The following is a 12,510-nucleotide window of genomic DNA, read 5'->3' on the forward strand; positions in this document are numbered from 1 at the left end:
GTGAGCGCTCTGCCCCGCCGCAGGGATCTGATCCCACGTCACCTTGCCGTCGGTACCGCACAGTTGGATTACGGGGAAAGCTATTTCCGTTTCCTTGTCAAAACCCGAGATGCGACCGCTGATGACGAAGGTATCGTAATATTCATCCGGCAGTTCGCCGCCCTTCCAGCGAATTTCCAGAGGACCGGATTTCACCGGCTTGCCATGATCGTCATAGGTCTTCTGATAGTCGCCCTTGATGATTTCCAGCGTCCAGCCAGCCTTGGGCTGCGGCTTGGCGAATACGAATCCCTCGGGCAGCTTTACCTGCACCTCATTGGTCGGCTTGCCATCGCAACCATGCGGTATCTGCAGGATGGCCTTGAAGCCCCGTTCGGACACGGCCTTGTCGTTTTCAAAGCTTGCGTGGGCAAAAGCACTGGCCGCTCCAACGAGCGAAAATCCTGCAGCAAGCAGGGAAATATGAATGCGGTTCATCGTCTGTCTCCTGGCCGGCGCTGTTTCGCAAGGCCGGTTTCCGCCTGATTTAAGGCGTTTGTCTCGTCGTGATGTTGAAGCTTGCCGGCTATAGCGCGGCGCAATCATGCGAGCGCAGGGGGTGCGCGTGCGTGTGGGCGCGGATGGTAGCGATCAACAAGGGCGGGCTCGAATACCGCCCTCTCCGCTATGCGGAGATAGCCACGGACGAGAAAGTGCTCATGCGGTGCTTCCGGCACAAACGCAGTGCTTGCCAATCGGCAATAGTCACAGAATGGCGCCTGCTTCTCGTGCGGAACCGAATGATCCTGATCAGATACGCCGTCAGTTCCGAAGCAGATATCGGCAATCGTGCCGTCCGGCAGGGGAAGGTACGAGGCCGCGACGGGATCGAGCGCGCGTGCGGCAGGTACCTGATGGGCGAAGACGGAAAATAGAAGCGCGAACGCAGCCACAAGGCGCGTCATCACTCCCAAATTCCGTCGTTTCCGCATTGCGTGTACCCTCACCCGAGATGTCCGGAAATAATCCGAACGTGATGAAAAAGCAAACCGCAAGTTCAGGCGCCTCACCCCGAAGCGCCAGAAAATCCATCTCAATATTTCAGTCGACACAGCATGGGATTCCAAATGCCACGATGCACTTGATATGCAGCGACAGAAATCTGTTTGGGCGCGACATTTTACGCTTGCCAAGCTTCCGGTATCACCGTTATCTGAGGATGATCTTGTTGGGAGAATCCGGTTTCGACCGGTGCCGAAGGAGCAACCGCCCCGGAAACTCTCAGGCCAAAGGACCAGCAAGGTGCCTATAGGACTCTGGAGAGAAGCATTTTTCCGCTCGCCGAAGGGATAACAATCTCAGGCAAAGGGACAGAGGGGGCTCTATGAACGACGCCACAAGTGCGTCGGTAAGTTGGAGCCGGCGCATCGCGCCAGACCTGGAGGCCGGATTTGGACGATCGTTCCCCCCTGAAACAGACCCCGCTACATGCACTGCATGTTTCCCTCGGCGCTCGCATGGTGCCGTTTGCCGGTTATGACATGCCGGTGCAATATCCGGCAGGCGTGCTGAAGGAGCATCTGCACACCCGCACAGCGGCGGGCCTGTTCGACGTATCCCATATGGGCCAGATCCGCCTCACCGCAAAATCCGGACGGATCGAGGATGCAGCACTTGCGCTCGAAAAGCTCGTTCCCGTCGATGTTCTCGGGCTCGGGGAAGGCAGACAACGTTATGCGCTGTTCACCAACGCGAACGGCGGAATTCTCGACGACCTGATGGTGGCAAATCGTGGCGATCACCTGTTTCTGGTGGTCAATGCCGCCTGCAAGGACGCCGATTTTGCCCATTTGAAAACCCATCTTAGCGATACCTGCGATCTCGAAATGCTGGAGGACCGCGCGCTGATTGCGCTTCAGGGGCCGCATGCCGTCAGCGTGCTGGCCGAGCTGTGGGCCGATATCGCCACCATGCGCTTCATGGATGTCGCCGAGGCCGAATTGCATGATGTGCCCTGCATCATCTCGCGTTCCGGCTATACCGGCGAGGACGGTTTCGAGATCTCCATTCCCGCCGCTTCGGCCGAAGATGTCGCTCGCCGCATTCTCGAACATCCCGATGTCCTGCCGATCGGTCTTGGCGCCCGCGATTCATTGCGGCTCGAGGCTGGCCTTTGTCTCTATGGCAATGACATCGATACCGGCACGACGCCGGTGGAGGCCGGGCTCCAATGGGCGCTGCAAAAAGTACGACGCGGAGGCGGCAGCCGTGAAGGCGGCTATCCCGGCGCCGATTTTATCCTTCGCCAGCTATCCAATGGCGCAAGCCGACGTCGCGTGGGCCTGAAACCGGAAGGCAAGGCACCCGTTCGCGGTGGTGCATTGCTTTTCGCCACGGCCGAAGGCGGCAATCCGATCGGTTCCGTTACATCAGGCGGTTTTGGCCCAAGCGCGGAATTCCCCGTCGCCATGGGCTACGTCCCGACCGACCTCGCCTCTCCCGGCACGACCGTGTTCGCCGAAGTTCGCGGCAAGTACTTGGCCGTAACCGTTACCGCCCTTCCTTTTGTCACCCCAAGCTACAAGCGCTGATCAGGAGCTGAACCCGATGTTGAAATTTACCGATGAACATGAATGGCTGAAGATCGAGGGTGGCGTCGCGACGGTCGGCATCACTGCCTATGCCGTGGAACAGCTGGGCGATTTGGTTTTCGTCGAACTTCCCGAGGCCGGTTCGGCCTTTGCCAAGGGCGACACCGCATCGACCGTCGAATCCGTCAAGGCTGCTTCCGATGTCTATTGTCCGCTTGATGGCGAGATCGTTGAGAGCAACCAGGCCATCGTCGACGACCCGTCGCTGGTCAATAGTGACCCGCAGGGCGCCGGCTGGTTCTTCAAGCTAAAGCTCAGCGATCCTTCGGCCGTCAACGCCCTACTCGACGAAGCCGCCTACAAGGAGCTTATCGCCTGATGAGCATGCCCACTGATTTTACCTTCACCGACTACAAACCCTATGACTTCGCCAATCGGCGTCATATCGGCCCTTCGCCGGAAGAAATGGCCGAGATGCTCAAAGTCATCGGCTATCCGAGCCTTGATGCGATGATCGACGACACTGTTCCGCCGTCGATCCGGCAGAAGAGCGCGCTCGAATGGGGCGCGCCGATGACCGAGCGCGAGGCGCTCGACAAGATGCGCGAGACCGCGAACCGCAACAAGAAGCTCGTCTCGCTGATCGGCCAGGGTTACTACGGCACGATCACGCCGCCGGTCATCCAGCGCAACATCCTGGAAAACCCGGCCTGGTACACGGCCTATACGCCCTATCAGCCCGAGATCAGCCAAGGTCGTCTCGAAGCGCTGCTGAACTACCAGACCATGGTGTGCGACCTGACCGGTCTCGACGTCGCCAACGCGTCGCTGCTTGACGAGGCGACCGCTGCCGCCGAAGCCATGGCGATGGCGGAGCGCGTGTCGAAGTCCAAGCAGAAGACCTTCTTCGTTGACGAAAACTGCCACCCGCAGACGATCGCGCTTGTGAGGACCCGTGCCGAGCCGCTCGACTGGACCGTCGTTGTCGGTGATCCCGCGAAAGACCTGGAATCTGCCGATGTCTTTGGCGCGATCTTCCAGTATCCCGGCACCTATGGTCATGTCCGCGATTTCTCAGGCCTGATCGCCCGTCTGCATCAGACCGGCGCGATTGCCGTCGTTGCAGCCGATCCGCTGTCGCTGGCGCTGCTGAAGTCGCCGGGCGAAATGGGCGCCGACATCGCAATCGGCTGCAGTCAGCGCTTTGGCGTACCGGTCGGCTATGGTGGCCCGCATGCCGCCTATATGGCCGTCAAGGATGCCTACAAGCGTTCCATGCCCGGCCGCCTCGTCGGTGTTTCCGTCGATTCCCGCGGCAACCGCGCCTATCGCCTATCGCTTCAGACCCGCGAACAGCACATCCGCCGCGAAAAGGCGACATCCAACATCTGCACCGCGCAGGTTCTGCTCGCCGTCATGGCTTCGATGTATGCGGTGTTCCATGGGCCGAAGGGCATCAAGGCTATCGCCCAGAGCGTGCACCAGAAGACCGTACGGCTTGCCATGGGCCTTGAAAAGCTCGGCTATACCGTCGAGCCAGATGTGTTCTTCGATACGATCACCGTCGATGTCGGCAAGCTGCAGGGCATCATCCTCAAGACCGCGGTCGCCGAGGAAGTGAACCTGCGCAAGATCGGCGATACCAGGATCGGCATTAGCCTCGACGAGCGTTCGCGCCCGGTGACGCTTGAAGCCGTCTGGCGTGCCTTCGGCGGCGATTTCAAGGTGGAAGAGTTCGAACCGGACTACCGCCTGCCGGAAGCCCTGCTGCGCACCAGCGAATACCTGACGCATCCGATCTTCCACATGAACCGCGCGGAAAGCGAGATGACCCGCTACATCCGCCGGCTGGCCGACCGCGACCTCGCGCTCGACCGCTCGATGATCCCGCTCGGCTCCTGCACCATGAAGCTCAATGCGACGGCGGAAATGCTGCCGATCACCTGGCCGGAATTTTCGGAAATCCATCCGTTCGTGCCGGCAGACCAGGCCGAAGGCTATCGCTACATGATCGACGACCTGTCGCAGAAGCTCTGCGTCATCACCGGTTACGATGCGATCTCCATGCAGCCGAACTCCGGTGCGCAGGGCGAATATGCCGGTCTGCTGACGATCCGCGCCTATCACCTTGCCCGTGGCGACGATCATCGCGACGTTTGCCTGATCCCGACCTCCGCCCATGGCACCAATCCGGCGTCTGCCCAGATGGCCGGCATGAAGGTCGTGGTCGTCAAGGTCTCTGACAATGGCGACATCGACATGGACGATTTCCGCGCCAAGGCGAACCAGTATGGAGCCAACCTCTCCTGCTGCATGATCACCTATCCCTCAACCCATGGCGTGTTCGAAGAAAACGTCGGTGAGGTCTGCGAGATCGTCCACAGGCATGGCGGTCAGGTCTACATGGACGGCGCCAACATGAACGCCATGGTCGGTCTTGCCCGCCCCGGTGACATTGGCGGCGACGTCAGCCATCTCAACCTGCACAAGACCTTCTGCATTCCCCACGGCGGGGGCGGTCCGGGCATGGGTCCGATCGGCGTCAAGGCGCACCTTGCTCCCTACCTCCCGAGCCACCCGGAAATCGAGGGGCTCGGCGGCACGGGTGCTGTATCGGCCGCTCCCTTCGGCTCGGCCTCGATCCTGCCGATTTCCTGGAGCTACTGCCTGATGATGGGCGGCGAAGGCCTGACGCAGGCGACGAAGGTAGCGATCCTCAACGCCAACTACATCGCCGCCCGCCTGAAGGGCGCCTATGACGTGCTCTACAAGTCGGCCAAGGGCCGTGTTGCGCATGAGTGCATCATCGACACCCGCCCGCTGGTCGACAGTGCCGGCGTCACCGTCGATGATGTCGCCAAGCGCCTGATCGACTGCGGCTTCCACGCCCCCACCATGAGCTGGCCGGTCGCCGGCACGTTGATGATCGAGCCGACCGAATCGGAGACCAAGGCGGAACTCGACCGTTTCTGCGATGCGATGCTGGCAATCCGTCAGGAAGCCCGCGATATCGAGGAAGGCCGCATGGACAGGCTGAACAACCCGCTCAAGAACGCGCCGCACACGGTGGAAGATCTGGTCGGCGAATGGGATCGTCCCTATACGCGAGAGCAGGCCTGCTTCCCGCCCGGCGCTTTCCGGGTCGACAAGTACTGGTCTTCGGTCAACCGCGTCGACAATGTCTACGGCGACCGCAATCTTGTCTGCACCTGCCCGCCGCTCGAGGACTATGCCGAGGCGGCCGAGTAAGCAGGAAAACCATGGCGCGTCGAGCTACGGCGCGCCATGGCTCCGGGGTTGCAATAAGCCCGAACGCGCCGAGCGCGATATATCCTGACAGCTATTTAGTGAGGCCGCGTCGTGTGGGGATGTACCGCGACATCCAGCCAGAATCGCGAAAAGCCCTCGGCAAACTCCCGGTAGCCGCTGATCGAGGACGGCTTGATCGCATAGGCGTTGGCACCGGAGGCATAGGAACGATAGACGTCGCGCGGGTTCATGGATGATGTCAGCATGATCACCGGGAGGACGGCAGTTTTCTCATTGTTGCGAATCTGGCGCAGCAACTCCATGCCATCGGTCCCGGGAATGTTGATGTCCAGAAGAACATAGTCGAATTGACCGTCCGATAGCGAAATCGTTGCGTTGTCGGCATCCGTCACATGGATAATTTCCAGACCTGTTCCGATGTCCGTAAAAGCCCGGATCACGAAACGCGCATCGACCATATCGTCTTCGACGACAAGCAGTCTTTTTACGCCGGTTGCCACGTCTTCTATTCTTCCGATCTTGGTGCTTCTGGAAGCGTCACCACGAAACGTGCACCGCCTTGGAACGTCGTGTCAAGCTCGATGGAGCCATTGTGACTTTCCGATATCCGCTTTGCGAGCGACAGGCCGATACCTGTTCCCGGATAGCGCGTTTCGTCACGATGGAGCCTCTGGAAGACATCGAAAATTTTCTTGGCATAACGAGGCTCCACCCCGATGCCATTGTCTTCGACGCAGAGCGTCACGACACTATTTTCCGTCTCGCCATAGACTTTGATAATCGGCGCGACATCATCGCGACGGTATTTCACGGCATTGCCGATCAGATTCTGGCACAGCCGCTTCAAAAGCTCCGCATCGCCGCGCACTCTGGGCAGAGGACCAAGCTCGATGAGAGCTCCTGCCTCGCGAATAAAGCTGTCGAGGTTCGCGATGGCGTCGGCAACGATATCGCTGAGGTTCACGTGCTGCCAGTTGTCGATCTGATCCACGATCTGGGCATATTCCAGGAGGCTGTCGATCAACTGGTCCATACGCCTTGCACTTTGGCGAAGGTGCTTCGCATAAACAGGAATTTCATCGAGATGACCTGAAACCAGATCCTCCGATATCATGTCCGAAAACATCGAGAGATGTCTGAGCGGCGCCTTGAGGTCGTGGGAGACGGTGGCCGTGAATTGGTTCAGCGCATCGTTCTTGCGTTGGAGTTCGGCGGTCTGCTCCGCAAGACGGTCCTGCTGTACCTTCAGCTCCGTCACATCACGCCCGACGGTGACCAGTTCCACGGGCTTCTTGCCCTTAAATACGGCGACACCGGTCCAGAGTATCCAGGTTTCGGTGCCGTCGGCCGCGACATATCGATATTCGCGTGAACGGACGGGTTCATCCGGCGTAAAACGCGAAAAAGCCTCCTCGACCATATGTAGCTGTTCGGCAGGCCAAAGCGTCCGTCCGTCCCTCCCGGAAATTTCTTCGCCGGTCATGTTGTAGCGGGCGGCGTAGTGATCATTCGCGAAAAGTATTTTCAGTTTATCGTCAACTCGCAGAACCATTTCCGGAAGAATCTGGAGCAGGGCCAGATATTCACGCTGCTTGGCTTCCAGAGCCAACTCCGCCTGTTTGACGTCCGTCACGTCGATGCGCAGGCTGACGACATGACCGTGCGGGGTTGCAAGGCTCTCGGAACGGATCCAGCGGTCGTCACCATGACGGAAAATAACGGTTCCTGAAGGCCCGCGGTTGTTGGCGCGCCGCTTTTCCAGCCATTCCTCTGCGGCGGGGGTTCCCGGCGGGAAATCGAGGTAGTTACCAACCTTCATATTGGCCTGCAGAATGCCTTCGAGCGTCGCTCCCACGAAGACGCTGTAGCCAGCCTTGCCGCACATATCCCGGTAAGCGCGATTGAAGAGGAGCACTTTTTCGTTTTCGTCGAAGATGGCAAAACCTACTGGCACCGCATCCAATGCGTCATCGGTCGCCCTTTTGAGAGCCCGGCGGTAGGTGTCTCGTGCAACCTGCTCGGTCACATCGCGTATCACACCGATGTAGCCTTGCAAAATGCCCTGGTCGTCAACCACCCGGCTGCCGGTCAACTGCCCTTTGAACTCGGTGGAATCCTTTCGACGATACCGGAAAACCAAATCGTCGAATGTCCGGGGCGATTGCGAAAGGAAACCCTCTTCCTTTGCAATTCTGAACTCGGCCTCGTCCCCATGCAGCATGGAGACATGCTTGCCGATAACCTCGCAATCTTCGTAGCCAAAGGTTGTTTTCGCTGCCTTGTTCAGGGAGCGCACCATTCCCTTGTCATCAGCAAAGACCACGCATTCGGGGAAGGACTCGTATAAGGCGTGCTCGAAATTTTCTTTGGCATACGGCATGTGCTGAGCCTATCCCGACATGGAGACGCGCATCATACACATGTGCAAAAAATTGCAATACGCCACCGAAAATGGCCGCATCTGCGATGCGTAACGGGCTGTTTTAGCCCGCGCGCACCGTCGCGCCACCTGCTGCAGCAAGGGTTGCCAGATCCGCAGGTTTAAGCTCGACCGATTCGCCGCAGCCGCAAGCCGATGTCTGGTTCGGGTTGGTGAAGGTGAAGCCGGAGCGAAGCGTCGTCACTTCGAAATCCATGCGGGTGCCGAGCAGGTAAAGAACAGCCTCCGGCGCAACCCAGACCTTGGCACCACTGAATTCGACCAGATCGTCCTTCGGATTAGGCTCGGTCACCATGTCGACAGCATATTCCATACCGGCGCAGCCGCCCTTCTTGATGGAAACGCGGATACCCTTGGCATCACCGCCGGCGTTCTCGACGATTGCCTGAACGCGACCGGCGGCCGCCTCGGTCAAACTCATGACTGCAAAGCCCATCGGCTCACTCTCCTTGCACAACCGGGTTCAAGGCCCGGTCCTTCCAGAATCAAATGTAATGTGCTGACGTTAACGGATCAATCCGGCTTGTGCGGATGTCAGTACCAACCAACCGCGACCTGTGCCTCCTCTGACATCCGGTCTGGCGTCCACGGCGGATCGAAGGTCATCGAGACTTCAACGCCGGAAACGCCCTCGACGGCGCCAACGGCATTTTCGACCCAGCCCGGCATTTCGCCAGCGACCGGGCAGCCTGGCGCTGTTAGCGTCATGGCGATCTTCACCATGCGGTCGTCCTCGATGTCGATCTTGTAGATCAGACCGAGTTCGAAGATATCGGCCGGAATTTCCGGGTCATAAACCGTTTTCAAGGCCGACACGATATCGTCGCTCAGCCGCGCAAGTTCGTCCGCGGGGATGGCGGAATGCACGATCCCCTCGCGCACGTCGATCTTGTCTGCTGTCGTATCAAGGCTCATCGAAATCATTCCTTACGCAAAGAATTTGCGGGCCTGGTTGAGTGCATCGACCAAAACGTCCACTTCGGCCCGGGTATTGTAAAGGCCAAAGGATGCACGGCATGTGGAGGTCACGCCGAAGCGTTTCAAGAGCGGCATGGCGCAATGGGTGCCGGCACGCACTGCCACCCCCGCCCGATCGATCACCATCGACACATCGTGGGCATGGATACCTTCCAGTTCGAACGAAAAGATGCCGCCCTTGCCTGGCGCATTGCCGATCACCCGAAGCGAATTGATGGTGGATAGCCGCTCGTGCGCATAAGCCGCGAGGTCAGCTTCATGCCTGGCAATCGACGCGCGGCCGATGTTCTCCATGTAGTCCAGCGCATAGCCGAGCCCGATCGCCTGCACGATCGGCGGTGTACCGGCCTCGAAGCGGTGCGGTGGATCGTTGTAGGTAACGACGTCCTCGGTCACCTCAAGGATCATTTCGCCGCCGCCCATGAAGGGCCGCATCTCCTTAAGCCGATCGGTCTTGCCGAACAGGACACCGATACCGGAGGGGCCGTAAAGCTTGTGGCCGGTCATGACATACCAGTCGCAGTCGATATCCTGGACATCGACCGGCATATGAACGGCTGCCTGGCTGCCATCAACCAGCACCGGAATGCCACGCTCATGCGCGATCCGGCAGATTTCCTTCACTGGAACGACGGTGCCGAGCGCATTCGACATATGTGTAATCGCGACGAGCCTGGTCTTCTCTGTCAGGCATTTGACGAAGTCGTCGATATGAAACGTTCCCTGGTCGTCCACCGGCGCCCAGACGATCTTTGCGCCTTGCCGCTCGCGCATGAAATGCCACGGAACGATGTTGGAGTGATGCTCCATGATCGAGAGTACGATCTCGTCGCCCTCACCGATTTTCGGCATGCCGTAACCGTAGGCGACCGTGTTGATCGCTTCGGTGGAGGACTTGGTGAAGACGATGTTGTCGACGGAGGGCGCATTCAGGAAGCGGCGCACCTTTTCGCGCGCAGCCTCGTAAGCGTCCGTCGCGGCATTCGACAGGAAATGCAGGCCGCGATGGACGTTGGCATATTCGTTGGCATAGGCATGGGACACGGCATCAATGACCACCTGCGGCTTCTGGGCCGAGGCGCCGTTGTCGAGATAGACGAGCGGCTTGCCATAGACTTGGCGCGACAGGATCGGAAAATCCTTGCGGATCGCTTCAACGTCGTAGGCAGGCACCGGTACCGTGTGTTCCATGGTCAATGTCCAATCAGGCCCGCTTTTCGAGCCAGGAAGCGATGATCGATTCCAGATGCTCGATCAGCGACTCGTCTTCCAGTTCCTCGACGATCTCGTCGACGAAGGCGTTGACCAGCATGGCGCGCGCCTTGTTTTCGGGAATCCCGCGAGCCTGCAGGTAGTAGAGGTGCGTCGGGTTGATATCGATGACGGTGGCGCCATGGCCGCACTGGACGTCGTCGGCGAAGATCTCCAGCTCCGGCTTGGCCGAAAAATCGGCGTCGTCTGAGAGAAGCAGCGTGTTGCAGGCCATGCGCGCATCTGTCTTCTGCGCATCCGGAGCAACCCGGATCTGCCCTTGGAACACGCCCTTGGCGCGATCGAACAGCACGTTGCGGATGATCTCCGTGGACGTGGTATGCGGCACGTCATGACCGAGCGTGAAGGTCACGTCCGTATGGCTGTCGCCGCCGAGCAGGTTGATGCCGCGCAGCTGGAAATCAGCACCCTCGCCTGTCGTCACGCCATGGATTTCCTGGCGCACCAGCTTGCCGCCGGCATTGATGATGAAGAGCTTCAGCTTGGCATCGGTTCCGAGGTCGAAATTTACTTGGCCCAGATGGCTGTCGGACGCGCCCTGCTGCTGCAGGATGACCCAGGTGATCTCGGCGCCTTCATCGAGGATGAGATCACTGACCGTCGTCACAAGGCTCGGAGCATCGTTTGTGGAAAGATGACGCTCGATGACGAGCGCCTTCGAGTTTACACCGAAGGTGATCGGGAAACGGCTGTGGCTCTGGCCGGCGCTCTGAACGAGCTGCAGTTCCAACGGGTGAGAAAGCTCGGTGTCGGCCGGAATTTCAATCTCGAAACCGTCACGGACGAAAGCGCCATTGATGCGGCCAATCACGTCGTCGCTGCCACGCTCAACGAGATCAGCTGCGGCCACACCTTCCACAAGGCTTTCGCCATAGGTGCGAACGTGGATGCCAGCCGGCGCAGCCTTTACGCTCGCCTTGCCATTTAGAACGGACAGAACCGACGAGCCTGCGACAAGCGGATCGACGCCTTCCGAAAAAGCGGCGGGATCGACAGCCGGCACGGCACGCAGCAGGGCGCGCAGGTCGGTATAGTGCCAGGATTCGATGCGCCGCGTCGGCAGACCTTCCTTTTTCAGCGCATTCAACAGGGTATCTCGCGCCGAAAGCACGGCGCCATCACCCGGCAGTTCGCCGAGCTGGGCGGTATAGGCATCGACGAGAGCCGTCTCTGAGGCCGTCATCGTGATTGCCGTCTGGATGTTCATGGAAAGCTCCTCAGGCGGCCGCGCCGATGATATCTGCATATCCGTTGGCTTCGAGATCGAGCGCCAGCGACTTGTCGCCGGACTTGATGACCTGGCCCTTGTAGAGAACGTGGACGGTATCCGGCACGATGTATTCGAGCAGGCGCTGATAGTGGGTGATGACGATGACGGCGCGATCCGGCGAGCGTAGCGCGTTGACGCCATCGGCAACGACCTTCAGCGCATCGATGTCGAGGCCCGAGTCGGTTTCATCAAGGATGCAGAGCTTTGGCTCCAAGAGCGCCATCTGCAGGATTTCGGCACGCTTCTTCTCACCGCCGGAGAAGCCGACGTTGAGCGGACGCTTCAGCATCTCCGGGTTGATCTGCAGCTTTGCGGACGCTTCCTTGACGCGGCGGATGAAGTCCGGCGTCGTCAGCTCGTCTTCGCCGCGATACTTGCGCTGCTCGTTGAGCGCGACCTTCAGGAACTGCATCGTTGCGACGCCAGGAATTTCAACCGGATACTGGAAAGCCAGGAAGATGCCCTTTGCCGCACGTTCGGACGGGTCGAGATCGAGAATGCTCTCGCCGTTATAAAGAATATCGCCTTCGGTGACTTCGTAGTCCGAGCGGCCAGACAGGATGTAGGAGAGCGTCGACTTGCCCGAGCCGTTCGGGCCCATGATGGCGGCAACTTCGCCGGCTTTCACGGTCAGGTTCAGGCCACGGATAATTTCAGTGCCGTCTTCGGCGATGCGGGCATGGAGGTTCTTGATTTCAAGCATTCTATTG

12 protein-coding genes and 1 riboswitch (1 of these 13 only partly in view) are annotated in these 12,510 nt (G+C 59.4%); of the genes, 3 read left to right on the forward strand and 9 right to left on the reverse strand.

Annotated elements, in window-relative coordinates; all coding sequences use genetic code 11:
• Together QO002_RS12760 and QO002_RS12765 are read right to left on the reverse strand one after the other, a co-directional pair.
• On the reverse strand, positions 1-477 hold the 5' portion of the coding sequence (locus QO002_RS12760) for a DUF1775 domain-containing protein (protein WP_307230174.1). Its footprint begins 492 nt before the window's first position; the window shows 477 of its 969 coding nt (coding positions 1-477); it begins with the start codon at positions 475-477; its stop codon lies off the left edge, out of view.
• A 104-nt stretch (positions 478-581) separates the two neighbouring features.
• Positions 582-944, reverse strand: a complete 363-nt coding sequence (locus QO002_RS12765; protein ID WP_307230176.1) for a hypothetical protein — start codon at positions 942-944, stop codon at positions 582-584.
• A gap of 254 nt (positions 945-1,198) precedes the next feature.
• Positions 1,199-1,286, forward strand: a riboswitch (glycine riboswitch).
• 144 nt (positions 1,287-1,430) lie between these two features.
• Here QO002_RS12765 and gcvT point away from each other — a divergent pair.
• Genes gcvT through gcvP form a run of 3 tightly spaced genes read left to right on the forward strand, consistent with a single transcriptional unit; the run spans position 1,431 to position 5,819 of the window.
• Positions 1,431-2,570 carry a glycine cleavage system aminomethyltransferase GcvT gene (gcvT, locus tag QO002_RS12770; protein WP_307230179.1) on the forward strand — a complete coding sequence of 380 codons (1,140 nt, stop codon included), beginning with the start codon at positions 1,431-1,433 and terminating at the stop codon, positions 2,568-2,570.
• Positions 2,571-2,586: 16 nt separating this feature from the next.
• Positions 2,587-2,949, forward strand: a complete 363-nt coding sequence (gene gcvH / locus QO002_RS12775) for a glycine cleavage system protein GcvH (protein WP_307230181.1) — start codon at positions 2,587-2,589, stop codon at positions 2,947-2,949.
• Complete coding sequence (gene gcvP, locus QO002_RS12780) at positions 2,949-5,819, forward strand: aminomethyl-transferring glycine dehydrogenase (protein WP_307230183.1); 2,871 nt, start codon at positions 2,949-2,951, stop codon at positions 5,817-5,819. Before gcvH ends, gcvP begins: the two co-directional genes overlap by 1 nt.
• 95 nt (positions 5,820-5,914) lie before the next feature.
• Here the strand turns inward: gcvP and QO002_RS12785 are convergent, their stop codons facing one another.
• From QO002_RS12785 to sufC, 7 genes are all read right to left on the reverse strand, one after another.
• Positions 5,915-6,340, reverse strand: a complete 426-nt coding sequence (locus QO002_RS12785) for a response regulator (RefSeq protein WP_307230185.1) — start codon at positions 6,338-6,340, stop codon at positions 5,915-5,917.
• 5 nt (positions 6,341-6,345) lie between these two features.
• Positions 6,346-8,220 (reverse strand): PAS domain-containing sensor histidine kinase, encoded by a 1,875-nt coding sequence (locus QO002_RS12790; RefSeq protein WP_307230187.1) that lies wholly within the window; start codon positions 8,218-8,220, stop codon positions 6,346-6,348.
• A 103-nt stretch (positions 8,221-8,323) separates the two neighbouring features.
• The gene (sufA, locus tag QO002_RS12795; RefSeq protein ID WP_307230189.1) at positions 8,324-8,716 is read right to left on the reverse strand and encodes a Fe-S cluster assembly scaffold SufA; all 393 of its coding nucleotides are present in this window, start codon (positions 8,714-8,716) and stop codon (positions 8,324-8,326) included.
• A 98-nt stretch (positions 8,717-8,814) separates the two neighbouring features.
• Entirely contained in the window at positions 8,815-9,195 is a 381-nt protein-coding gene (locus QO002_RS12800; protein ID WP_307230191.1) for an SUF system Fe-S cluster assembly protein, read from the reverse strand.
• A gap of 12 nt (positions 9,196-9,207) precedes the next feature.
• Positions 9,208-10,449: a cysteine desulfurase gene (locus tag QO002_RS12805; RefSeq protein WP_307230193.1), complete on the reverse strand. Its 1,242-nt coding sequence runs from the start codon at positions 10,447-10,449 to the stop codon at positions 9,208-9,210.
• Between the two features lie 13 nt (positions 10,450-10,462).
• The gene (gene sufD / locus QO002_RS12810; RefSeq protein WP_307230195.1) at positions 10,463-11,737 is read right to left on the reverse strand and encodes a Fe-S cluster assembly protein SufD; all 1,275 of its coding nucleotides are present in this window, start codon (positions 11,735-11,737) and stop codon (positions 10,463-10,465) included.
• A gap of 10 nt (positions 11,738-11,747) precedes the next feature.
• Positions 11,748-12,503, reverse strand: coding sequence for a Fe-S cluster assembly ATPase SufC (gene sufC, locus QO002_RS12815; protein ID WP_307230197.1), 756 nt, complete (start codon positions 12,501-12,503; stop codon positions 11,748-11,750).
• Between the last annotated feature and the right edge of the window lie 7 nt (positions 12,504-12,510).

Origin of the sequence: Pararhizobium capsulatum DSM 1112 (assembly GCF_030814475.1) — a bacterium.
GTDB classification, from domain to species: Bacteria; Pseudomonadota; Alphaproteobacteria; order Rhizobiales; family Rhizobiaceae; genus Pararhizobium; species Pararhizobium capsulatum.